The organism is Bradyrhizobium sp. URHC0002, assembly GCF_054059515.1.
In genome coordinates this window covers 2,653,460-2,677,265 of sequence record NZ_JBSSCF010000001.1, presented here as the reverse complement: position 1 = coordinate 2,677,265, position 23,806 = coordinate 2,653,460, and the positions used below count along the sequence as shown (strand labels likewise).

20 protein-coding genes are annotated in these 23,806 nt (G+C 62.2%); 10 read left to right on the top strand and 10 right to left on the bottom strand.

Features of this window, described 5'->3' with window-relative positions; genetic code table 11:
- Positions 1-339: 339 nt before the first annotated feature.
- The gene (locus tag ACVWVY_RS12820; RefSeq protein ID WP_456632188.1) at positions 340-1,839 is read right to left on the bottom strand and encodes a glycosyltransferase family 39 protein; all 1,500 of its coding nucleotides are present in this window, start codon (positions 1,837-1,839) and stop codon (positions 340-342) included.
- A gap of 346 nt (positions 1,840-2,185) precedes the next feature.
- Between ACVWVY_RS12820 and ACVWVY_RS12815 the strand changes: the two genes are divergently transcribed.
- From ACVWVY_RS12815 to ACVWVY_RS12805, 3 genes are all read left to right on the top strand, one after another.
- Entirely contained in the window at positions 2,186-3,916 is a 1,731-nt protein-coding gene (locus ACVWVY_RS12815; protein ID WP_456626707.1) for an adenylate/guanylate cyclase domain-containing protein, read from the top strand.
- Between the two features lie 200 nt (positions 3,917-4,116).
- Positions 4,117-4,356, top strand: coding sequence for a hypothetical protein (locus ACVWVY_RS12810; RefSeq protein ID WP_212419957.1), 240 nt, complete (start codon positions 4,117-4,119; stop codon positions 4,354-4,356).
- Positions 4,357-4,704: 348 nt separating this feature from the next.
- A complete protein-coding gene (locus ACVWVY_RS12805) occupies positions 4,705-4,905 on the top strand; it encodes a cold-shock protein (RefSeq protein WP_212419956.1) in 201 nt (66 codons plus the stop codon).
- 147 nt (positions 4,906-5,052) lie between these two features.
- Here ACVWVY_RS12805 and ACVWVY_RS12800 read toward each other — a convergent pair whose 3' ends face one another.
- Together ACVWVY_RS12800 and ACVWVY_RS12795 are read right to left on the bottom strand one after the other, a co-directional pair.
- Positions 5,053-5,676 carry a hypothetical protein gene (locus tag ACVWVY_RS12800; RefSeq protein ID WP_456626706.1) on the bottom strand — a complete coding sequence of 208 codons (624 nt, stop codon included), beginning with the start codon at positions 5,674-5,676 and terminating at the stop codon, positions 5,053-5,055.
- Between the two features lie 174 nt (positions 5,677-5,850).
- Complete coding sequence (locus tag ACVWVY_RS12795) at positions 5,851-6,315, bottom strand: Lrp/AsnC ligand binding domain-containing protein (RefSeq protein ID WP_456626705.1); 465 nt, start codon at positions 6,313-6,315, stop codon at positions 5,851-5,853.
- Between the two features lie 112 nt (positions 6,316-6,427).
- Between ACVWVY_RS12795 and putA the strand changes: the two genes are divergently transcribed.
- The 3 genes from putA to ACVWVY_RS12780 all read left to right on the top strand — a co-directional run bounded on the left by putA (position 6,428) and on the right by ACVWVY_RS12780 (position 11,415).
- The gene (putA, locus tag ACVWVY_RS12790; RefSeq protein WP_456626704.1) at positions 6,428-9,439 is read left to right on the top strand and encodes a bifunctional proline dehydrogenase/L-glutamate gamma-semialdehyde dehydrogenase PutA; all 3,012 of its coding nucleotides are present in this window, start codon (positions 6,428-6,430) and stop codon (positions 9,437-9,439) included.
- Positions 9,440-9,550: 111 nt separating this feature from the next.
- Positions 9,551-10,756 carry a CaiB/BaiF CoA transferase family protein gene (locus tag ACVWVY_RS12785; RefSeq protein ID WP_456626703.1) on the top strand — a complete coding sequence of 402 codons (1,206 nt, stop codon included), beginning with the start codon at positions 9,551-9,553 and terminating at the stop codon, positions 10,754-10,756.
- An 11-nt stretch (positions 10,757-10,767) separates the two neighbouring features.
- On the top strand, positions 10,768-11,415 hold the full coding sequence (locus tag ACVWVY_RS12780) for a glutathione S-transferase family protein (RefSeq protein ID WP_456626702.1): 648 nt from the start codon (positions 10,768-10,770) through the stop codon (positions 11,413-11,415).
- Positions 11,416-11,430: 15 nt separating this feature from the next.
- Here the strand turns inward: ACVWVY_RS12780 and ACVWVY_RS12775 are convergent, their stop codons facing one another.
- The 3 genes from ACVWVY_RS12775 to ACVWVY_RS12765 form a co-directional block, all read right to left on the bottom strand.
- Positions 11,431-11,595, bottom strand: a complete 165-nt coding sequence (locus ACVWVY_RS12775) for a hypothetical protein (protein ID WP_456626701.1) — start codon at positions 11,593-11,595, stop codon at positions 11,431-11,433.
- A 57-nt stretch (positions 11,596-11,652) separates the two neighbouring features.
- The gene (locus ACVWVY_RS12770) at positions 11,653-13,167 is read right to left on the bottom strand and encodes a hypothetical protein (RefSeq protein ID WP_456626700.1); all 1,515 of its coding nucleotides are present in this window, start codon (positions 13,165-13,167) and stop codon (positions 11,653-11,655) included.
- 90 nt (positions 13,168-13,257) lie between these two features.
- A complete protein-coding gene (locus ACVWVY_RS12765; protein ID WP_456626699.1) occupies positions 13,258-14,307 on the bottom strand; it encodes a hypothetical protein in 1,050 nt (349 codons plus the stop codon).
- A gap of 233 nt (positions 14,308-14,540) precedes the next feature.
- On the opposite strand from ACVWVY_RS12765, the gene ACVWVY_RS12760 reads away from it, so the two are divergent.
- From ACVWVY_RS12760 to ACVWVY_RS12750, 3 genes are all read left to right on the top strand, one after another.
- Positions 14,541-14,915, top strand: coding sequence for a Crp/Fnr family transcriptional regulator (locus tag ACVWVY_RS12760; protein ID WP_456626698.1), 375 nt, complete (start codon positions 14,541-14,543; stop codon positions 14,913-14,915).
- Complete coding sequence (locus tag ACVWVY_RS12755; RefSeq protein WP_456626697.1) at positions 14,912-15,724, top strand: MBL fold metallo-hydrolase; 813 nt, start codon at positions 14,912-14,914, stop codon at positions 15,722-15,724. Before ACVWVY_RS12760 ends, ACVWVY_RS12755 begins: the two co-directional genes overlap by 4 nt.
- Before the next feature lie 205 nt (positions 15,725-15,929).
- The gene (locus ACVWVY_RS12750) at positions 15,930-16,544 is read left to right on the top strand and encodes a glutathione S-transferase family protein (RefSeq protein ID WP_456626696.1); all 615 of its coding nucleotides are present in this window, start codon (positions 15,930-15,932) and stop codon (positions 16,542-16,544) included.
- A gap of 102 nt (positions 16,545-16,646) precedes the next feature.
- Here ACVWVY_RS12750 and ACVWVY_RS12745 read toward each other — a convergent pair whose 3' ends face one another.
- Complete coding sequence (locus ACVWVY_RS12745; protein WP_456626695.1) at positions 16,647-16,952, bottom strand: hypothetical protein; 306 nt, start codon at positions 16,950-16,952, stop codon at positions 16,647-16,649.
- A 1-nt stretch (position 16,953) separates the two neighbouring features.
- Positions 16,954-17,217, bottom strand: a complete 264-nt coding sequence (locus tag ACVWVY_RS12740) for a hypothetical protein (protein ID WP_456626694.1) — start codon at positions 17,215-17,217, stop codon at positions 16,954-16,956.
- Between the two features lie 226 nt (positions 17,218-17,443).
- Between ACVWVY_RS12740 and ACVWVY_RS12735 the strand changes: the two genes are divergently transcribed.
- Complete coding sequence (locus ACVWVY_RS12735; RefSeq protein ID WP_456626693.1) at positions 17,444-20,614, top strand: AAA family ATPase; 3,171 nt, start codon at positions 17,444-17,446, stop codon at positions 20,612-20,614.
- Between the two features lie 109 nt (positions 20,615-20,723).
- On the opposite strand, the gene ACVWVY_RS12730 is transcribed toward ACVWVY_RS12735, so the two are convergent.
- Both ACVWVY_RS12730 and ACVWVY_RS12725 read right to left on the bottom strand, forming a co-directional pair.
- Positions 20,724-21,149, bottom strand: coding sequence for a hypothetical protein (locus ACVWVY_RS12730; protein ID WP_456626692.1), 426 nt, complete (start codon positions 21,147-21,149; stop codon positions 20,724-20,726).
- A gap of 149 nt (positions 21,150-21,298) precedes the next feature.
- Complete coding sequence (locus ACVWVY_RS12725; RefSeq protein WP_456626691.1) at positions 21,299-23,221, bottom strand: hypothetical protein; 1,923 nt, start codon at positions 23,219-23,221, stop codon at positions 21,299-21,301.
- Positions 23,222-23,806 lie beyond the last annotated feature (585 nt).

Sequence of the window (23,806 nt, the reverse complement as noted above, 5' to 3'; positions counted from 1 at the left end):
CAAACCCGCCTGCGGGCATCCCAGGCCGCACTCACCGTCAACTCGCAGAAGAGAGCAGGACTCGTCGCATAGACAGCTGCAATATTGTTGCTGTACTTGATCGCTTTGGCCGTGAAATTTTCCCGCGACAGCCGAACCCGATGCCGAGACGCTAAAGCACGCGGCACCAGTGCTCAATTGTCCGTAGGTAAGTGGCGCAGATACAAACGGATACAGCTACTATACGAAGGTTTGTGCCGAAGATCGCAACACTGTCGCAGGATCGGCAAAGGCGCACCCGCGCCGTGCCCCCCTTCTATCGGCGATCGCGCTCAGGATCGTGGGCACGCTGTCGCCTTGCTACGAAACCACTGCATCGAATCGCAATCCTCCCGCCAGCACGCGCCAGCGGAACAGCGGCGAATCCGGCGGCGGCGAAAGCTCGGGCGTCCATCCCGTGAGCTTTTCCAGCGCGTAGGTATCCATGACCACCCCGCGCCAGACGCGCTCAACCCGCGCCAGCGGCTGCCGCTTCGCCGTCGTGAGATCCCACAGCGGCAGGCGATGGTCCGGCTCGCGCGCGACGTTAAGGCCGGGATGATCCTTGACCCGATTCATGCCGGGATCGCGAAAGCCCATGAATCTCCCGCGCTCGTTGATCTGGACCACAGGCACCTGCCCGTTGAAATGCCAGCGCAGCATCGCGTAGGTGCGATAGTCCGACGTCGCGATCCAGGTCGCGCCGGTCGCCTGCAACTGCTCGCGCACGCGCGCCGCGACCTGTTCATAGCCGGCCTCGCCGCCGACGGGATCGGTCCTGCCGATCAGATTCCAGGGTGCGGCGACGTAATAGAAGAACACACCGACCACGAAGGCGATACCGGAGATAACCGCCACCCTCGCCCACCAGAACGTCGCCTTGACGATCCGGTCCGGCCAACCCTCGCGCGGCAGCATGACGAGATTGATGGCGGTCGCGGCAAAGCCGGCGGGCCACAGGAACATCGGCCATGTGTCGCCGACGCGGAGCGTCAGCGACTTCCAGAGGAAATACAGGAAGGGCACCACCACGGCGGTCGACAACAGGATCGCGACCGGCTCGCGGTTGCGATAGCCGCGCCAGGCGGTCAGCGTCACGCCGGAAAGCACCACCGGCAACAGCACGAAGCCGACGAGGCCGAATTGCAGCCCGATGAATTCGCCGACGGTGCGGAACGACAATGGATGGGTCGCGACCGCACGCACGAACTGGAAGCGGAACGACGCCCAGTCGTGTTCTGCATTCCAGATCAGCACCGGCAGAAACACAATCACCGCAATCAGCGCCGCCAGAAACGGCCAGGGGCTGAACAACCAGCGGCGGCGCCAGTCCGGTACCAGCACGAACGCCGCGACCGCCGGCAGCAGCATGATCGCGGTGAATTTCGACAGCAGCGCCAGTCCTGCGAACAGACCGGCGGCCAGCCACCAGCGCGGATTGCCGCTCTCATGCAGCCGCACCAGCGACCACAGCATCGCAACAGCAGAGGGGATCATCGCCGTGTCGGGCGAGACCTTTGCCATCAGCAGCCCGTAATACAGCGCCGCTTCCGGCAACAGCACCGCGAAGACAACGGCGCGCACATCGTGCGTCACGCGCCGAACGATGTCGGCGAGCAACAGCTGCGTGACCAGCATCGCGACAATGCCGCCGAACCGCACGCCGAGATTTGTGTCGCCGAAGATCGCGGTGCCGAACCGGATCAGCCACGCGATGCCGGGCGGATGATCGAGAAAGGAAAGCGCGCTCTCCTTCGACCAGGTCCAGTAATAGGCCTCGTCGGTCCGCAGATCGAGCACGCCGGCATAGACCAGCCGCATCGCCGTCAGCGCCGCGATCAGCAAGGCAACCCAAAGCCATGGTGGCGCGGCAGAGCGATCCGGTTTGGTTGGGCTGATATCGGGCGGGGCTATCGTCACGGCGCTTTCTCTTCGACTACCAACGGAGTGTCAACGTGCCGCGACGGAAAAATCGTCGTCCCTGCCTAGTGTGCAATAGCGCACGGGCGCAGGGACCCATAACCACCGATCGTGGTAAGGAAAATCGCGTGGGCCACAGGGTCATTGAGAGGCCGCGGAGTATGAGTCCCTGCGTTCGCAGGGACGACGGTGGTATTCAACGATGGAATAAAACACTAATATCGCCGATATAGACCCTATGGATCGCATGACCGCCCTATCCCGAGAACAGCTAACGACCTTGCTCCGCGGCATCGGCCTGCGTCAGGTCCGCCTTGTCAGCGGCCTGATCCTGTTTGCCTATCTGGTCAGCCATTTTCTCAACCACGCGCTCGGCAACGTCTCGATGGAGGCGCTGGCCGGCGGCGTCTATCTTCACACCTCGTTCTGGCAATTCCTCCCGGTCGCGATCCTGTTCTACACCGCGTGCCTGGTGCACAGCGCGCTCGGCATCTGGGCGCTCTACGAACGCCGCCAATTCCGCTGGAAGGCGATCGAGCCGCTGCAGCTCGTGCTGGGCCTGAGCGTGCCGATGCTGGTGATCGCCCATATCATCGGCGTGCGGCTCGGCCAGACGCTGTACGGACATGAGAAGCTCTATCCGCAGGTGCTTTTTCTGTACTGGATCTCGGCGCCGTACCGATTCTGGCTGATGCTCGCGGTCATGACCATCGCCTGGGTGCACGGCTGCATCGGCCTCTATCTCTGGCTCCGGATGAAAGCGTTCTTCAAACGCGCCGCGCCGTTCCTGCTGGCGGCGGCCGTGCTGATCCCCACCCTCGCCATGCTGGGTTTTTATCAGGGCGGACGAAAGGTCATTGACGACGACAGCCGCGAATGGCGGGCGGAAAACCTGACGCAGCGGCAGGTCGGGACGCGCGAGCAGCAGGCGGTGCTCGATCGCATCACCGACTACGCCCTGATCGGCTATTTCGGATTGCTCGGCATCGCGCTGCTGGCCAAAGGCGCCCGCGCCATCAATGAGCGCCGCCGCGGCATGGTCAACCTGTCCTACGGCAACGGCCGCACGGTCCGGGTGCCCAAGGGCCTCAGCGTGCTGGAGGCCAGCCTGCGCAACAACGTGCCGCATGCCAGCGTGTGCGGCGGCCGCGCGCGCTGCTCGACCTGCCGCATCCGCATCATCGGCGACTGCAGCGGGTTGCCCGAGCCATCGCAGCGCGAGGCCTTCGTGCTCGGCCGGGTCGGCACCTCGGATCCGTCGATCCGGCTGGCCTGCCAGTTGCGGCCGGCCAGCGACCTGTCGTTCTTCCAGCTCTTCCTGCCGCACACCACTGCCGACGGCCACGGCTCGAACCCGACGCGGATCGGACAGGAGCGCTATCTCGTCAACATGTTCGTCGACATGCGCGGCTCGACCAGGATGGCGGAAAAGCGCCTGCCGTTCGACACCGTCTTCATCGTCAACCGGTTCCTCGGCGCGGTGTCGCAGGCGGTGCTCGAGAGCGGCGGCATGCCGAACCAGTTCGTGGGCGACGGCATGCTGGCGCTGTTCGGACTGTCAAGCAGCCGGCAGGAAGCCTGCCGTCAGGCGTTGCGCGCGGCGGCGATGATCGCCGCCAATGTCGACGAACTGAATAAGTTTCTCGAGCATGATCTGCGCGAGCCGATCCGTTTCGGCATCGGCATCAATGGCGGCGAAGTGATCGTCGGCGACATCGGTTATCGCGACCACATGGTGTTCACCGCGCTCGGCGACGCCGTCAACGTCGCGGCGCGGCTGCAGGACATGACCAAGGGCCTTTCATGCGAGGTCGTCGTCTCGGATGAAGTTCGCGCAACCGCGGGCCTTTCCGCCGATGCATTGCCGCAGCACGACGTCGAGATCCGCGGCCGCAACGAGCCGATGATCGTGCGCGCGGTCACGGATGCGCGGATGCTGCCGGCGCTGGTTAACGAAGAGCAAAGCGCCGCAGCCTGAAATGCTTACAGCGATAGCGTTTTGGAGCCTGTGTGATGTTTTTCACACCTGAATAATCGTTCAGAAAATTGTCGGCAAACGCGGCGCCGTTTTCTCGAACCCGCATCTTTGGGCGCACGACAGATTGGCGATGGGTAAGACTGAAACTTGAAACCCGCGCCAAGACAAAACGTCGACCGCGCACATTTTGGAGAACGACCATGCTTCGCAAAGTGACTCTCGCGCTTGTTGCCGCCGCTTCCCTCAGCGCTATGGCGCTGGCTCCGACCTCCGCGTCGGCGGGTGGTGGCTTCATCTGGCCGCATCATCATCACCACCACCACTGGGGTCATGGCTTCGGCGTCGGCTTCGTCGGTGGCGGCTATGACGGCTGCTACGTGACCCGCCGCGTGCTGACGCCGTTTGGCTTCCGCTGGCGGACGGTGAACGTCTGCTACTGATCCGGCCGCAGACCGTTCGGAAGCCCCGGTCGCCCGCGCGGCCGGGGTTTTCCGTATGCGATATGCCAGGCCGGAGGCCCGCCGCCACCACCCTTCAAACGGGCAACTGGCAGCGGGTGAAACCAAGTGCCAATTTTGGGAATTGCCGCCGCCCGGCCGCGTCAAATGAGCGCAAAACCGCCAAAACGGCGGAAATCGGCGGCGAATGGGCGGTTTTTTGCCGAAACGGCCATTCCGTTTGCGCTACCCAGCCTGCCCCAACCCGCGTATCCTGATGCTTCGGGCATGCCGGTATGTGCGGGGACCGGCGGCTCGTTTACTTTTTTTGATTCCGCGGAGACGACGTGAATGGCTAAAGGTACGGTAAAGTGGTTCAACCCGACCAAGGGATACGGGTTCATCCAACCCTCGAACGGCGGCAAGGACGTGTTCGTTCATATTTCGGCAGTTGAGAAAGCTGGTCTTTCGACACTCAATGAAGGGCAGTCCGTCGAATACGAAGAGATCGCCAACCGTGGCAAGACTTCGGCCGAGAACCTCAAGGTTTAGCGCGAACGCGCGATCGGCAACGGCGCGCTCTCGGACTTAAAATCCGGGAGTTGGGCTAAAAAAATTCTCAAAAACTGTGAGCGTTCGGCGGAGCGGGCACCGCTTCTGCACGCACGATGGTTGAATCATGCGCGAAAAACCGGCCGCTCAATCTTCCGTAACCCATTTTTGAACCGTCATCACGTCGGGTGGCTGCAGATAGCCGCGCGGCCAGAGATCGACGACCCACTCGACCTTGGTGGCGCGCTCGACCAGCACCGCGGTGTTGTGCGGCGTCTGCAGCACCAGCGTATTGCCGCGATATTTCGGATCGCCGATCGCGTGATGCTTCAAGAGGCCCCACTCCTGCAGTACCAGCAACAGGCTGGTCGTATTTCGCGTCGTGTCCCAGCAATCGTAATTGTGCTTGTCGTCGAAGTAGCGGAAATCCGCTTTCGCCACGCGCTTGTTGGTGCCGAGGATCGGCCCCATGCGACGGTCGAACCACACCACCACCTTCTGCACGGCGGCGCGTTCGGCCGCGGCCGAGGCGCGCCCCGCCGCCATGATTTGTGTGATCGCGCTGCGGTCGCCGGCCGAAAAATCGAGGATTTCGCGACGCCGGCAGACGAAGCCGTAGCAGACGGTCATCGATGTGGCCGAGGGCGGATAGATCGAAACCGAGCTGTAGAGGTAAGCGATCGCAGAGCTTATCTCGACCGCCTTCGCGGTGGAGACGCCAAGCAGCGCGGCGAGGAGCGCGCCGAACACGGCCGCCAATCCCGCGCGCATCTGCCTTCCCGGTATAGGTTGTCCGGCGTCTCGCATGACCCCTGCTGTTCCCAAGCGACGGCGTGCCCGACGATTAGCGCGGCTCCCTCGCGCTGCCAACCAGCAAGCCCGCAATCTGTGGATCACGCCGTGGAAATTCCGTCTGCTGTGTTTTCCGTGCGCCAGTTGCCAGCGCTAACCGACCGGCAACGGCGCATCGCGCTTGACCTCTTCCATCACGGCGTAGGTCCGCGTCTCGCGCACGCCAGGCAGCGCCAGCAGGGTTTCGCCGAGAAACCGGCGGTAGGCCGTCATGTCGGCGACCCTGGCCTTGATCAGATAATCGAAGCCGCCCGCCACCATATGGCATTCCAGCACCTCGGGTGCTGTCTGCACCGCCTTGGCGAACCGCTCGAAGACGTCGGGCGTGGTCTTGTCGAGCATCACCTCGACAAACACCAGAAGGCCCAGGCCCAGCCGGTGCGGATTGAGCCGGGCGCCGTAGCCTTCGACAAAGCCGTCGCGCTGCAGCCGTTTCAGCCGCTCGCCTATCGAAGTCGGCGACAGCCCGATCCGTTCGGCCAGTTCGACATTGGCGATGCGGCCATCGCCTTGAAGAATGGAGAGGATTTTGCGGTCTATCTTGTCAATTTCAACCATTTATTTGGACATCCTGCAAATCTACCGAATTTCCTAAGGCAAAATTCCATATTTGTCTATCGAACTACGGTTCGACCGGCAGTAAGCTCGCAGAACGAACCAAGAGAATCGCATGCCGGCCGATCCGCCATCCCCTCCGCCCTTCAGCGCGCCCTACGCGCCTGACGATCGTGTGATGGCCGCCCGCTTGCTCGGAGCCGTGGGGCTGGATCCGGCGCAGGAGGCGCGCGTCGATCGCACGGCAACGCGGCTGATCGAGGCGATCAGGGCCAATGACGATCCGCTCGGCGGCGTCGAGGACATGCTGCGCGAGTTTGCGCTGTCGACCAAGGAAGGGCTGGCGCTGATGGTGCTGGCGGAAGCGCTGCTGCGCGTACCGGACGCCCGCACCGCCGACCAGTTCATCGAGGACAAGCTCGGCCAGGGCGACTTCATCCATCACGAAACCAGGTCGAGTGCGTTCCTCGTCAACGCCTCGGCGTGGGCGCTCGGGATGTCTGCCCGCGTGATCCAGCCCGGCGAGACACCGCAGGGGACCATCGGACGGCTCACCAAGCGGCTGGGCGCACCGGCCGTGCGGGCGGCGACACGGCAGGCGATGCGACTGATGGGCAGTCATTTCGTGCTGGGCGAGACCATTGAAGCCGCGCTGTCGCGGGCGCAGCCGGATTCCTCCCGCCATCAACGCTACTCCTTCGACATGCTCGGCGAAGGCGCGCGCACGGCCGATGACGCCACGCGCTATTTCAATTCCTATTCAAGCGCGATCGAGGCGATCGGACGCACCGCCGGTGACCGCCCCCTGCCCGACCGCCCGGGCATCTCGGTCAAGCTCTCGGCATTGCATCCGCGCTTCGAGGCCGTGAGCCGCCCGCGGGTGATGCGCGAACTGGTCCCGCGCCTGATCGGTCTCGCCCGGCAAGCCAAATCCTATGACCTTAATTTCACGGTCGATGCCGAGGAGGCGGACCGGCTGGAATTGTCGCTCGACGTGATCGCGGCAGCCCTCGGCGATGCATCGCTGGCAGGCTGGGACGGCTTTGGCCTGGCGATCCAAGCCTACCAGAAGCGCGCCTCCGACGTGATCGCTTACGTCGATCGTCTCGCACGCAGCCTCGACCGCAAAATGATGGTGCGGCTGGTCAAGGGCGCCTATTGGGACACCGAGATCAAGCGCGCGCAGGAACGCGGGCTCGACGGCTATCCCGTGTTCACCCGCAAGGCGATGACGGATCTGAACTACGTCGCCTGCGCGCAGCAATTGCTGGCGCTGCGGCCGCGGATCTTCCCGCAGTTCGCCACGCACAATGCGCTGACGGTCGCGGCCATCCTCGAACTGGCACCAGACCAAAGCGGATTCGAATTCCAGCGCCTGCACGGCATGGGCGAGGCGCTCTATGCGAAGCTTGGCGAAGACCGCCCCGACATCGCCCATCGCACCTACGCGCCGGTCGGCAGCCACCGCGATCTGCTGGCCTATCTGGTGCGGCGATTGCTGGAGAACGGCGCCAACTCGTCCTTTGTCGCACTCGCCGCCGACGAGGCGGTGTCGGTGTCGCAATTACTGCGGCGCCCGGCCGATATCATCGGCAGCGCCGAAAACGCCGCGCATCCCAACATCCCGTTGCCGCGGTATCTCTACGGACCCAAACGGAAAAACTCCCGCGGAATTGAATTCGGCGAACGCGCGGCGCTGGAGCAACTCGCTTCGGCCGTCGCCGCCGCACCGTTGCCCGCAACGGGGAGCGTTGCCGACGCGACCGGGACCGAGGCCAATGCCGCGATAGGGGCGGCGCGCGACGGTTTCAAGCATTGGGCCAGAACGCCGGCCGAGACGCGCGCGGCGGCGCTGGAGAAGGCCGCCGATCTCATGGAACGGCGCGCGGCGCACTTCGTCGCGCTGCTGCAGCGCGAGGGCGGCAAGACGTTGGACGATTCAGTTTCGGAAGTCCGCGAGGCCGTGGACTTCTGCCGTTACTATGCCGCGCAGGGACGCGAACTGTTCGGCGAAGGCAAGACGATGCCGGGACCGACGGGCGAGAGCAACATGCTCTGCCTGCGCGGCCGTGGCGCCTTCGTTGCGATCTCGCCATGGAATTTTCCGCTGGCGATCTTTCTAGGCCAGGTCACGGCGGCCTTGATGGCGGGCAACGCCGTCGTTGCGAAGCCGGCCGAACAGACGCCGCTGATTGCGGCTGAAGCCATCAGGCTGCTGCATCAAGCCGGCGTGCCGGCGTCCGCGCTGCATCTGTTGGCCGGCGACGGCCGGATCGGCGGTGCGCTGGTGGCGCATCCGGATATCGCCGGCGTCGTCTTCACCGGCTCGACCGAGGTCGCGCGAACGATCAACCGTGCACTCGCCGCCAAGGATGGACCGATCGTCCCGCTGATCGCCGAGACCGGCGGCATCAATGCGATGATCGTCGATGCCACCGCCCTGCCCGAACAGGTAGCCGACGACGTCGTGACCTCGGCATTCCGCTCCGCCGGCCAGCGCTGCTCGGCGCTGCGATTGTTGTTCCTGCAGGACGACGTCGCCGACCGCATGATCGAGATGATTGCGGGCGCAGCGCGCGAACTCGTCCTCGGCGATCCCGCAGATCCCGCCACCCATATCGGCCCGGTGATCGACGCCGAGGCCAAGCAGCGGCTCGACGCGCATATCGAACGGATGAAGAAGGAAGCCCGGGTGCACTTTGCAGGCAGCGCACCACAAGGCAATTACATCGCGCCGCATATCTTCGAATTGTCCGATGCAGGCCAGCTCACGGAAGAAGTGTTCGGCCCGGTGCTGCATGTGGTGCGCTACCGCGCCGATAGGTTCGACGAGGTGCTGAGATCGATCGAGCGTTCGGGCTACGGGTTGACGCTCGGCATCCATTCCCGGATCGACGATACGGTGGAGGACGCGATCGAGCGCCTCCATGTCGGCAACATCTATGTCAACCGCAACATGATCGGCGCCGTCGTCGGCGTGCAGCCGTTCGGCGGCCATGGTTTATCCGGCACCGGGCCCAAGGCCGGCGGGCCGCATTACCTGACGCGTTTTGCAACCGAGCAGACGGTGACCATTAATACGGCTGCAGCCGGCGGAAATGCAGCGCTGCTGTCTGATGGGGAGTAGTTGCATCGCCCACCCGAGATGGGTCAAATGGCATCCGAATTCCAGCTTTTTCGCTGGCGGTAATTCCGACCCACGAAAAAAAATCAACGAGCCACACGGAGCGGCGGCACTATGGAAAAAGGTATTTTTGACGGCCTCAGGGTTCTGGACTGCGCGAGTTTCATCGCAGCGCCTGCGGCCGCCACCGTGCTGTCGGATTTCGGCGCCGACGTCATCAAGATCGAGCCGCCCGGTACCGGCGATCCCTATCGCAACCTGCCGAATTTGCCGGGCTACCCGCATAGCGAGCACAATTTCGCGTGGATGCTGGAAGCCCGCAACAAGAAGAGCCTCGCACTCGATCTCTCGAAGCCCGAGGGTCAGGCGGTGCTGCACCGGCTGGCCGCGCAGGCCGACGTCTTCATCACCAACTATCCACCGCAGGTGCGCGAGCGGCTCGGCATCACCCACGCTCATCTGGCGCCACATAACGAACGCCTGATCTACGCGTCCTTCACCGGCTATGGCGAAAAGGGCGAGGAAGCCAACAAGCCGGGCTTCGACAGCAACGCCTACTGGGCGCGCTCAGGCCTGATGGACCTGGTGCGGGCGGATGAACACACCACGCCGGCGCGCTCGATCGCCGGCATGGGCGACCACCCCTGCGCGATGGCATTTTACGGCGCGATCGTTACCGCGCTCTACAAGCGCGAGCGCACCGGCAAGGGCTCGCATGTCAGCTCCAACCTGATGGCCAATGGCGTCTGGGCGGCTTCGGTGCTGGCGCAGGCCAAACTGGTCGGCGCGAAATTCGGCGAACGCCGCCCGCGCGAGCGCGCGCTGAACGCGGTCACCAATCACTACCAGTGCAAGGACGGACGCTGGCTGATCCTCTCTTTGCTCAATGAGGACCGGCAATGGCCGACGCTGGCGCGCTGCCTCGGCCGCGAGGATCTCGTCACCGATGCGAGGTTCGAGACCAAGAAGGAGCGCCATGCGCGATCGCTCGAACTGATCAAGATTTTTGACGAGACGTTTGCAACCCGGGACCTTGCCGAGTGGCGCAAGATCCTTGATGGCAACGGCCTGGTGTTCGGTGTGGTCGGCATCCTCGACGACATCCCGAACGACAGGCAGATGATCGAGAACGAGGTGCTGGTGCCGTTCGAGAACGACACCATGCTCACCATCAGCAGCCCGATCTGGGTCGACGGCAGCAAAAAAGTTCAGCCGCGCAAGCCGCCCGGCCTCGGCGAGCACAGCGACGAGATCCTGCGCAACGCCGGCTATGACGAAGCCGCGATCGGCCAGTTGCGCGCGTCCGGCGCGGTGGCGTGAGGATGCAAGCCATGCCCAGCTATCGCCTGCATTACTTCCCGGAATCGGGAAACAGCTACAAGCTCGCGCTGATGCTGACCCTGTGTGGCCAGAGCTTCGAGCCGGTCTGGACCGATTTCGGCGGCGGCGTGACGCGGACGCCGGAATGGCGGCGCGACGTCAACGAGATGGGCGAAATACCGGTGCTCGAGGTCGATGGCGAACGCCTCACCCAGACCGCGCCGATCCTGCTGAAGCTGGCAAAGCAATTCGGCCGGTTCGGCGGCGAGACCGAGCAGGAGCAGTTCGAACTGCTGCGCTGGCTGTTCTGGGACAACCACAAGCTCACCGGCTACATGGCGACCTACCGCTATTACCGCGCGTTCACGCCGTCACCGGACGAACATGTGCTGAAACATTTCCGCAGGCGTCTCGACGACTTCCTGTCGATTCTCGACCGGCACATGCAGAAGAATGCATTCGCGATCGACGAGCGGCCGACGGTGGCGGATATTTCGATGATGGCCTATCTGCATTATCCCGCCGACGAGACCGGGTACGACCTCGCGGCCAGCCATCCCGCGATCAACGCCTGGCTCGGACGAATGGCGCAATTGCCGGGCTGGAAATCAGCCTATGATCTGCTTCCCGGCAAGCGCCTGCCGCACTACGCCAAGTGATCACCCAGGCAATTTTCAGCGGTTGAGCCACGCCCAGGCGATGCCGAACACAACCAGGCCCGCGATGACCGCGACAGCAATCGCCCAGACGCTGACCCTGATATTGCCGATCACCTGCCGATTGGCTTCGTTCTCCGCGATCTCGCGATTGCGTTGCCTGTCCTGGTCGGGAGAGCTCATCGCCAATCTCCGCATCAGCTCGCTGATGCCCTCACTTAGCACAGTTCGCCAAGACCTTCAGCGGCTTTTGACGAAGCACATGCCGATGCGCGAGATTTTTCCGGCGGCCTGACAGCTCAGGCCCTCGGCGCAGCTCCAGTCGCGGAAACTTCCATCATTGCTGGCAGCTGGCTTGCCCTGCACATAGCAATGCGCGCCCCAGCCGTCGTAATAGTTGGTGCCGGCGAGTTCGGTACTGCCGCGCAATTGCGGACGGCTGGCGAATCCGCGCGAGTAGTCCGGTGATCTGCCGTCGCGCAGGCTTACGAGAATATCGCGGCGGCGGATCTGGTCCCCGAAGAAATGCGGCGACGCCGGCACGACGGTCGAATTCGACGGCTTTTGCGCGAACCAGTCGACGCCGGGGAAGTGAAAGCCGCCGATGCCCCGCGTCTGGTGGCAGCCGGAACAGGTCACGTCGTTGAGCCTGCGCTCGAAGCCGGCAGGAGAGCGGATGTTCTGCAGCTTCACGCCACTTTCCACAGCCTTCTTCAGCGCAGCCACGACGTCAGCCTCGCTGAACACGGCGCCCTCGCCTTGCACCAGTCCGAATTCGGGCTCCAGGTCCGATGGATCGAACCCGACCGGCGTTGGCGCAATCGCGCCGTTGGCGAGGAATTTTTCCGGGATCAACGCGGTGCCGCGATCGAACGCGGCGAGATTGACGGGATCGAGCAGCCACTTCCTGAACTCGCGCTTGAGGCCATCGTCCGCCAGAAGGCGCGCGCGGTCGATCTGGTTCTCCATCGGAGATTCCGCGAAGACGCGCGCGTCCCGATCGTAACGAAACACCTTCAACAGATAGTCGGTGCGGAAATCACGAACCGCAGATTTCGGCGCATGCGCGATCTGGAGATTGGTCTCGATGCGGTCGATGTTCTGATAGTCGATCAGGTCGAGTGGGCCATCCTTTACCGACAGTGCTTCGCCGATCGGCGCAGCGAGCCAGCGATTGGCGATTTCGGGACAGGTGACCGTGGATCCCTCACCTTTCGCTTTCAGCACGACGTTCAGCGTCATCGGCAGCCGCGGTGGCGAAGCGTCGTCACCGGCCGCCTTGTTCATCCGCGTCAGGCGGTAGATCAGACGAATCTCGCCGCAGCTTGCTTCCGCAACGTAAGTGCGGTCCATGCGGTTGACGATGCCGGCCAGCACGAACCGCGTCTGTGCCGAATAGAGCAGCGCGCGATCGAACAATTGGAAATCAAAGCCCTCGCCGACGCCGATCGTCTCCTTTGGCAGGTTCGCGCCGTGCCGCGCGATATAGCGATCGAACTCGCCATCGATGGCCTGCCGGACCGGCGCCATTGACGGCGCGACGAACAGCGCGCTGTTGGCGAGCGGGAGATCCGCCGACCGCTCCGGCAGCAGCATGCGATCGAGGCGGAATCTTCCGCCATCGAGTTCGCGCAGTGTCGTGGGATCGGTGATGGCTGTTCCGCGCTCCAGCGCGGCATCCTGTGCCGCGCGCGCCGGCAGAGCGCCGCACAGCAGAACAAGTACGATAGCAAGAATTCCTGGCACGCGGCTCATGCCCCAACTAACACCGCGCAATGAGACCTATTCAAGAAAAAAGGCGCTTCACATCGCCGTGAAGCGCCCTGCTGTTCGTATGTCGTCGCGCTAGCGAGCGACGATCAGGCCTTTGCTGGTCACGACCACCCAGCGGCCGTCCTGCTTGCGAATGGCGTCGACACGGCCGAGGCCGGGAATGGGATCGCCGGCATAGACCTCGTACATACCGCGACGGCTCTCGATCAGGGCACTGCCATTGGCGACGTCCCGCAATACCCAGCCTTCGACGGTCGGCAGCCGGGCAACCTCGGGCTTGGGCGGAGCAGCTGGTGTGGGCGCTGGCGCGGCCGCAGCCTGCTGCTGCGGTATCGAGCCCGTCACTTCCTTCGCGGGAGCCGGCGTGGCGGCAGCCGTTGTCGCGGACGCCTGGGCGGTGCGGAGCTTCTCGACGGTCTCGCTCAGCTTGGCTAGTTTCGCGGCGGGCTCGGCCTGCGCCTTCTCGACCTTGTCGAGGCGGTCGCTAGCCTTGTTGATCTGGCCTGTCGTCGTCTTGGAATTATGCTCCAGGCTTGATTTGAGCGCGACGATCTCGGCATCGATTCGCGCCACCGAAGCTTCGAGCGCGCTGTCCTTCACTGATGCTTGCACTGATGCTTGGGTCGAAGCCTGGGCCGAATCTCCGGCCATCAGCTTTCCAACGCCAGCGGTTGCCAGCGCGCCACCCAGCGCACCTGCCACCGTCGCCAGCGCCACAACAGCGGCCATCGCGCCGATCCTGCGCTTGCCAGACGATCCCTCCGCCGGCGCGGCCTTGGCATCGGCACCAGCGCGGTCGCCGGGCGACATGATCGTCACGTTGCCGGGAAAGCGCGGCGCTTCCGGCTTTACGGCGTCGATCTTGGGAAGCTCAGCCTTTGAGGCCTCGACCTTTGGCGCTTCCATCTTGACGGCATCCACCTTGGGAGCGTCCACTTTGGGAGCGTCCTTGGCCACATCGGGCTTCGGCGAGGTCTCGTCCTGCTCGGGCGCGAGTTTTGCCGCCTCGACCTCCACCGCGGCCGTTGCCCGCTCGGTCGACGCAGACATGTCGGGAGTGGCCGGCGCGGCGCCGAGGGCTCCGGTTTCACCGCTGGCGGGCTGGGGCTGCTGATCGCTCACGTTGGATTCTCCAGAATTGATTGACCATTTGGTAACTTTTAATGCTTGCCAAATCCTTACCGGCGGCGGCCTTACCGAAGTTTTAGGAACTCATCCGGCCTGTTTTGGGCCCCCGAATGTCGGCCACCCCAGTCCGATTCCCCATGCTGCCCTGCGGCATCCTTGCCGGTTCCGTTTGCGCCGGTCGGTTTCCCGATTAACATGGACCGACCAGCCAGAAAGGCAGGGTCACCATGACCATCGAGAAATGCATCAACGAGTTTGATGTAGATGACGTCATTTTTGAGGAAGGCTCGAGCGGGCGGGAACTGTTCGTCGTGCTCGACGGTCAGGTCGAGATCGCCAAGATGAACGGCGCCAGCAAGATGGTGATCGTCACGCTCGGCAAGGGTGAGTTCTTCGGCGAGATGGCGGTCATCGACGGCTCGGCCCGTTCGGCAACGGCGATTGCGGCCGCCCCGAACACCCGCGTGATGCGGATCAATCACGCCCGCTTCGTCTACCTGGTCAGCCAGCAGCCCGCCTTTGCGCTGATGATCATGGATGCGCTCAGCAAGCGCTTGCGAGCCTCCAACACGGTCGCCTTCAAAGCCGCGGCCACTTCATGAGCGAGCGCAGACCGAGCCCCTTCAAGACGCTGTTCGACAGCGACGTCTGTACGCTGATCGAGGCGGCCGAGGACGTCTATCAGATCCGTTTCAAGAACCGCGCGGCGAACGCCTATCTGGTGCGCGGCAGCTCGCGCACGATCATGGTCGATGTCGGTCTGTCCTCGAACTATCCGCATCTGCTGACATGCCTCAACCATATCGGCGTGAAGCCCGACGATATCGACATGGTAGTGCTGAGCCACGAACACCTCGACCATATCGGCGCGGCCTATCATTTCCACGGCAGCGCCTTCATCGCCGCGCATCGGCTCGCCGCCAACAAGATCATGCTGCGCGACGACTTCTCGATGCTGCGCAAGATGTTCAACGAGCCGAACGTGCCGATCAACGTCGATCTCTGGCTGGAAGAAGGCAACCTGATCGACCTCGGCAATTTCCGCCTCAACGTGATGTACACGCCCGGCCACACCTCGGCCTGCATCACGCTGTTCGACCAGGACAAGGGGCTGTTGTTCGCCGCCGACACGCTGATGCCGGGCGGCGTGATGGGCGGCGTGTTCGGCTCCGGCAGCATCGCCGACTACATCCAGTCGCTGGAACGGCTGAAGGGCCTGAATTCGAAGATCCTGCTGTCGGGCCACGGGCGACTATCCGACACCCCGCAGGACGACGTGCGGATCGCGATCCAGCGCTCGCACGGACTACTGTCGGACACCGCGCAATTGTTCGACGCGCTGGATGCTCGATCGAATTTCGAACCGATCATGCAGTCGGTGCGTGACCTCAACAAGCTCGACGACAGCTAGACTGATCAGGCTGCCGCGACAATTCGGACTACCGCAGCAATGGTGGCCTCCGGTTTTATTCCCGCGCATTTACATATCTAGTGTGATTCCTGAATCACATTCGGCAGCGTCAAAATGTGATCCGCCCATTTGACAAATCCGGCGGTGGCCTGTTCAACAGCTCCCAACAACCATGCCTCAACAAGACACCAGGGAGAGAAACACCATGAAGTTGTACGACTCGGTCGGGCCGAACCCTCGCGTGGTCCGCATGTTCATGGCGGAAAAGGGCATCGAGGTGCCGAAGCAGGCGGTCGATCTGCGCAAGGGCGAAAATCGCGAGGCCGAGCATTTGAAGCGTAACCCGCACGGCCAGATGCCGACGCTCGAACTCGACGACGGCAACTATCTCTCCGAAATCACCGCGATCTGCGAATATCTCGAAGAGAAGCATCCGGCGCCGCCGATGATCGGGACGACGCCGGAAGAGCGCGCCGAATGCCGGATGTGGACGCGCCGCGTCGATCTCAACATCTGCGAGCATATGGGGAACGGTTTTCGCTTCGGTGAAGGTCTGAAGTTTTTCGAGAAGCGGATTCCTTGCGCGCCCGAGGCCTCGCCCGGCCTCAAGATGATTGCCGCCAACCGCCTGCAATGGCTCAACGGCCAGATGGCCGACGGCCGTGACTATCTCTGCGGCAAGCGCTTCACGCTGGCCGACATTCTGCTCTATGGCTGGCTCGATTTCGCCGGTCAGGTCGGCCAGCCGCTCGATACGGCCAATGCCAATATCGTAGCGTGGATGGCCCGCGTAGGCGAGCGGCCTTCGGCGAAGGCGTGAACCCACACTTGCATCACGCGCAGCTCAAGGCATTCCGGCCGGTGCATGATGCGTTCGGGCAATTGGACCCGAGCAGTGGCAGGCATTGAACCTGGTCCGTGACTAGCACATCCGAAGATGGCGACCTTGATTGTAGACAAGCTCCCAAAGTTCGCTCGCGTTCCAATGCTCACTTTTCCCGTTGAGCTTTTCTGCAACCGCAACCGCGAAATCATCGGCATCTGGAGGCTCTCTTGAAATGATCCGGCAGCAACCCAATGACGGGTTCGTCGGCATCGACGTCGCAAGCCGCCGACAAATACGCGCAGCCAACGCGACTGCATCGGCTGGATGCACGCCCTGCTCGTCGCGCAACATCTGCGTGATTATTCGTTCTGCTTTGCCTGCATTAATACGAATTTCTGTCATTTTAGCCTCCTCTCTGACGAAGCCACTCTGCTCGCCGCTTGGCGCTGTCACCGGAGGTGCCTGCCAGTATATCCCACAGCCGTAGTAGGCTCATCGGCAATAGTATCAAATGCGGCAACAGGACGGGCAGAAGGCACATCACGATACTGAGGATGACAACCGCCACACGACTGAGCATGCCGAGTGCGCGTAAACTCATCTCCCTCGTTAGCAAGAGCACCATCATCGGGGCTGCGTATCCGACAAGATCGATCACCCTGATCATGGCTTGCCCTCCTCTGGCTGGCGGACAACGGATAATGCTCACCAGTAACCTGCGCCTCGCGACTACCCATGTCGCGAAGCACTCCCGAAAAGGTTGCAAAATGAATCCGAATTGAGCCGCTCGCAGCGAGCGTCCAATCAGAGCGAAGTCATTGTTATCGCGTTGACTTCGACCTGATGAAGGAGTTCACTTCCGAGATATTATTTTTATTGACGGGCAGGCATCGATGGTCATTGAACGATCGGAGCCCAATCTTTCCCATCTGCATGGCGAAGCGCCCCCCGCGCGCGCCGCTAACCTTGAGTGGCGGATGGGGTCGCTCGTGCTGGACCCGGTCGCGCGCATTCTAATTCATGACGGCACCCCCCTACCCCTGGGTGAGCGGGCTGTTTCCATTCTGCTAATGCTGGTCGAGCGATCAGGTCAGCTGGTCAGCAAGGAAGACCTGATCGCGTTTGCCTGGCAGGGCCTGGCTGTCGAGGACAGCAATCTCACGGTTCAGGTTGCTGCGCTGCGGCGGGCTTTGGCGCTGGTCTCCGGAGGGAGATCCTGGATCGAGACTTTGCCGCGGCGCGGCTATCGTTTCGTCGGTACCGCCGTACGATCCGGGGACAACGATCCCCCGACACCGGATGAACCACGGGCAGCCCGGTCGTCTTATGAAATGGCAAACCTACCCTCGTCCAAACCCGTGGACGATCAACAAGACCTGCCGACAGTGTCCGGGCTCACCGATGCACGCGCGCACCATATGGTTGGACGCGCCGCCCCGCTCGATATGCTGGACCGGATGGCACAGCGCATGCTGAGCGGCCAAAGACAGATTGCGTTTGTCACCGGAGAGGCCGGCATCGGAAAGACGGCCTTTCTCCAGATGGCGGTGGACCGACTGTCGCAACAGGGCGTCGATTTATTGTGCGGGCGCTGCACCGAGAGGTTCGGCACCGATGAGGCCTTTCTGCCATTGATCGACGCGCTGGTGACACGTTGTCGCAGCACGAATGGCGCAGAACTGCAGACAGCAATTCGTACCCACGCGCCAACCTGGATGCTGCATATACCAGGACTGATTGGTGCGACGGAGCGCGCCGCATTTCAGCGCGAAGTATTCGGTGCGACCCGCGAGCGCATGCTCCGCGAATTTTGCGATCTTGTAGAAGCACTGAGCGCCGATCGTCCATGGGTAATCGTTCTCGAGGATCTGCATTGGAGCGACCTGGCAACGCTGGACGCCCTTTCCCGCTTCGCGCGAGGAGATAGCAAGGCCTCGGTGCTGATCCTCGGTTCCTATCGACCGGCAGACAGCATCATCGGCCAACATCCCATTCGGCGCCTGCATCAGGATCTGGAGATACACGAGCGCTGCGGCGAGTTGCGCCTCGATCGATTGTCTCGAATGGAGGTGGAGCGACATCTCGCACTGCGGTTCCGCGATGATGCAGTGGCGTCCGCATTGTCCGACCCCGTGTTCGAGCGAACGCAGGGACAGCCGCTGTTCATCGCATCGTTGATCAAGTTTTTCATCGATCAGCGAGTGGTCGTCGAAACTGACGGTGCCTGGCGCCTGTCATCGGAGGCGGCGATTCCGCAAGATGGCATACCGACCGACCTGCTGAACATGATCAATTATCAGGTAGGCCGCCTCACGGAGGATGAACGGCGTCTTCTCGAAGTCGCCAGCGTAGCGGGCGGAGATTTTTCTGCCGCCCTGGTGGCAGCCGGCTTGTCACGCGATGCCGTCGAGGTTGAGCGTGAGCTGGAAGCACTAACCCGCAAGGATCACACGCTGGTCCCCTCGGGTGTGTCTGAATGGCCGGATGGCACGTACTCGGGATCGTATGCTTTCCGGCATATCCTGTATCAAAACGTCGTTTATCAGCATCTCGCGCCGGGACAGCGCGTGCAAACGCACAGGCGCCTGGGCAAGAGGCTGGAACAGGCATATGGCGATCTGACCTCGGAAATCGCGCCGGTGCTCGCGCTTCATTTCGAACAGGGCCGGGATTTTCCGAGCGCCTTGCGCTACCTGGGACAGGCGGCAGAGAGTTCTGCGAAGCGCCTTGGCCACGCGGAAGCGGCCAGCTATCTAACGCGTGGGCTTAGTATTCTCGATCGCCTTGATGCGCCGGATAAGTTCAAACTGCGCATTTCTGTGTTGCGCCATCGTAGCCTTGCGCTTCGCTCATGTGGCGATCTTGCTGGTTCGGTTCGTGATCTCAAGGAGATGATTGTCTACGCTGGACACGCCGGCGAGCTTCGACAGGAGGTCGCCGGCCTTGTTGCCGTTAGCCGGTTCTGCTTGCACGCAGATCGACGCCTCTGCCTTCAGGCGGCCGAAGAAGTGCTGATTAAAAGCCAAGCCCTGGAGGACGACACCTTCAAGGCCCTGGTACAAGGCAGCAGCGCAAGCATCAACCTGTATCTCAAGGGATGGCACGAACAGGATGCCGCGCGTTGCATGAGAGCAATGGAATTGAGTGCCGGCGCACAGGACCACGGCACGTTGATCAGGCGTTATGGAATCGAGGGAATTCTTGACTGTTGGCGCTCGCGGTACCGGGAGTGTCGTCGCTCGGCGACGCATGGAAAGCGATTGGCCAGCGAAGCCGGGGATATTTACGTCTTTGTCCTTTTCAATGTGCTGGAGTCCACCGCGCTCCTCCATCTGGGCGAGTGGCGGGATTTGCAGCGCGAAACTGCAGCGGCCCTGGAATTTGCGAGAAAAAACGGAAATAAACAGGCTAGCGGATTGTGTCGATTGACGCTCGCATGGTTGCACGTCGAAGCAATGGATTTTGAGGGAGCCCACGCCCTCTGCGAAGGCGTCGACGAGAACACTCTCAAAGAAAACCAGTTTGCTTATTTCTTTCAGCGAGCGGTCCTGGCGAAAGCTTTCGTGGGATTGCGCGATCCGCAACGAGCAAGCAAACAGTTCAATGACGTTCAGCGCCGCCTCGAACAAGATGGAATTCCGCTGGATTTTACAATATCCACGCAGCTTTATCACTGTTTGGGGGAATATTGCCTGCAGATTGCCGAATTTGATCAGGCGAGAAGATGGGCAATCCAGCTGCGCGACTACGCCGCCCCGGCGCCCGATCAGAACCATCTCGCGCTCGCCCATGGTCTGTTAGCACGGATCGCTTTTACTACCGGCGATCGGGACGAAGCTCGGGAACACTTGTCGCGCGCTTTGTCGATCGTTGACAATGCCAACTTCCCTCTCGCTGCATGGCGAGTTTATCTCGGTGCCGCGAAGATATTCGAAAGTATCGGTGAAGCTAACGATGCTACCGCCTGTCGGATGCGTTTTGAGACCGTGATCCGAACTCTGGCTCGAAATTTTGAGCCAGATGATGCCTTGCACAGGTCACTGTTGAACGCTCTGACGAATTGAACGGCATGATCGATCTCGGCGTCTGCGGGCAAGATTTGGGCGGCCAGGACCTGCCGCCGGCCTGCGCACGAAAAACGAGTTTTCCCGGGATCTTCTGAGCAGGAAATCACTATTCGCCGGTGACGGCTTTCACCACTCTGCCAATTTCGACCACGCGGCGGGCAGTATCGTCCGATGCTTCTGGAAGAGCCGGGTCGCCCATGCCGAGATTGAGCACCGCGGTTTTTCCGCCGTACTCAATGGATATCTGGCGGGAATTGACCGGAGCGGGCTCGCCGATATGCGAGGGCAGTGTCTCAACCGCCGCCGCGGACAGCGCGGCGGCGAGCTGGGACTGCTGCTCGGGTGTGAGTTGCCCCTTCAGATGGGGCGGACTGACCTGGCCGCCGCGCAGGCGTGCAACGTCGTAGCTGCAGTCTGGCTTGATGGTCCAGATCGTGCCGGTCGTACCTGCAAATCCGTCCTGCGTGTCTTTGACAGTCAGCATTGGTTTCACCGGACAATCCGCCGACTGCGCTTGATGCGGCAGCGCCATGCAAGCAAGCGCCGATGCGAGCAACCATGACGCTATTCGTGCGGTTCGAAGTTGCATCCTTGAACTCCTGAGCGTCGGATGGGGCGATTGTAAGGCTTGCGTCCTTGTCGTTGTGACGGGGCGGACGGACCGTCCGCCCCGTCATTGGTTTACTGTCGCACCGTGGTGATGCCCCGCCCGGCTTCGTCACGCGACGTCCCGATGGTTGGCGCAGCAGGCGCGAGATTGGCGCCCACCGTAGTCGGTTCGTTGATCGCCGCGCTCTGTCCACCGGCCTCTGTTACCGCCGCCGTGAGGGCCGACGGACCACCGGAGGGTTCGAAAGCCTCGACCATGAGTGTCCCCGCGCTCAGGGATAGCGACCCGCCGGCAATCCATATCTTCCAGTAGATCGTATGGTCACCTGCCGGGAGATCGATCGCAAACATGGTGCCGACCTGAGCCCATTGGTTCGCCGTTGGCAGACTGAGGCTGCGGAATGAATCAGTCCACACAATGTTGACTGGTGCTGCGTTGTAGACCCCGGTCTGGAACTGGACCGGTGCCGCACTGCGGGCGCTGGTGTTTGCCGAGATATGCACCTTGCCGGGTTTATCGAGATGAATGCTTGCCTGCAGTATGTTGGAGTTGGCTGGCACGACCTTCACCGGCGTCCAAGGGAACGAAGCGTCGGCGCTGACCGAGGGTCCCCCGACCTTGGGATCTTCGGGCCGCGGAATCTTGCGAGAATCTGCGGCGTTCGCCAGCGCGCGGAAATGCGGCGTGCCGTTGGTCAGATTGCCGTCATTGTCGTCGACGATGAAGCTCAGACGGACGGCGTCGGCGATGTCGGACGGATTGGCCGCCGCAGCGCCGAGCACCAGCCGAGTTGCGATGGCGAAGGATTCATCCTCCGAGAAGGTCTGCTTGAGCTGCTGAACCAGCTCCCAGGTGAAGCCGCCATACGGCCGGCCTTGCGTATGCACGTTACCGAGCGACGGCCACAGGATCACGTCGCTCGCCGACCGCAGGCAGGTGCCCGCCCCAAAGAAGTCGCGGCCGACGCAGGGTTGACGTGTGGCGAGAACCGCCATCGCGTCGCCGAACCCTTCGCTGTAGCCGCCGTTGACGATACCGCCTTTCACGGCATCGATGCCGTGGCCGTACTCATGCATCACCACGTCGGCATAGGCGGTGTTGGGACAACCGTTGCCGGCCTTGAAGAAATTGATGGATGACCCGTTCCAGAATGCGTTGCAGGTATCATTGATATTCGTCAGCACCGGCAAACCGGGAAGCTCGGCCGGTCCGAGGATGTTGCGGGCAAGACCACGGGCAAAATTAGCCCAATAAAAAGCGGAGTCCTGCGCCAGTTGATCCTCGTTGCTGGCGCCCAGATGAAGATTGATCGGTTGAGCCGCTGGCCCTGTCTGGGCGCTCTCCAGTCCAGCACCCGATTGATTGTTGACGATGAACCACGGTCCGCGAAGCTTCGCCCTGATTTCGGTGCTGCCTCCTGGCGTGGTATAACCATAGCGGCCTTCGGCGTTGGTGATTGCCTTCTCATTTGGGAGAAGACGAGAAACCTCAAGCGACGGAAACGCTCGGCTCTCGGTCGCCTGGAACGGGCTCGCGGCCCAGATGTTGCCGCTCACCACGCCGTTGTGCGTATGATAGACCTCGCTTTCCCAGTTCAGGACGCGAGGCTCGCCAACTGCCGCAACCCAGTATTTGCGAACGTTGGGATCGCCCGCGGCTCTCGGCCCGAGCGTAAACGTCCACGACAGATTGCCGTTCTGCTGGTCGTCGACCCATATCTGCAATTCAGGCTTGGGATCTGGCCCGGCGGAGGCGGCACCGGCATCCCTGCGGGCAACCTGAATGGCTTCCCCGGTGGAAACGGTCGGCTGGGTAGCGTCGACCTTGCTCGGCATCGCGCGCTTGCGCGTCGCCTGGATCTGCCCGTTGCCATCCACTATGGTGAGATAGTCGCTGCCCTTGGACAACGGCACACCGCGGTATGCCAGCGGGAACACCGTGATGAATTTTTCGGTCGAACTCGCGACGCGATCTGCGGCAGTTGCCGGAGCCACGTTCGCGCCACCCGGTTGATCAGTGCCTCCAACATGACTGGTTGGCGCTGCCAACAGCGAGAACCCTTCCGGCAGATCGGTTTGAACCGCTGCTGCCGATGCAAAGCCAGCCGAATTTGCGCGCACGCTGGGAGCAGCCGACGGCAAGACGACCGATCGCTGCGCCGAAGAATACTGGCTCTGAAGTTTGCTTCCATCGGGATAGCGATTCTCCGCGGGGGCTGCCGCAACCGGACTCGTCGGCCGCTGCTGCGCTGAAGCCGGGATGACTGCCGCAGCGATTACAGAAATCGTTCCTATGAACTTGGCGGAATTCCAGATCACATCACGTTGAGACATAACGGGCCTCCTTTGATGCCTGTTGCTGGTTATCGCGAGATGTAGCCGGGAGTATTCTCGAGCTGGCACAACGCCAAACCAGAGCTGCTGAACGATATGCGAGTTGATGAAGCAGGTAGAACACAGCGCATACTGCATACTCCCTCAATGATCAGCCTATTCCTTCGTTCAGAGGTTGTAGTATGAGCTGCTTCACAATCGCGGGCGTACTCGGTTTTTTGCCGGCACATGAACGTCACGCTGGCC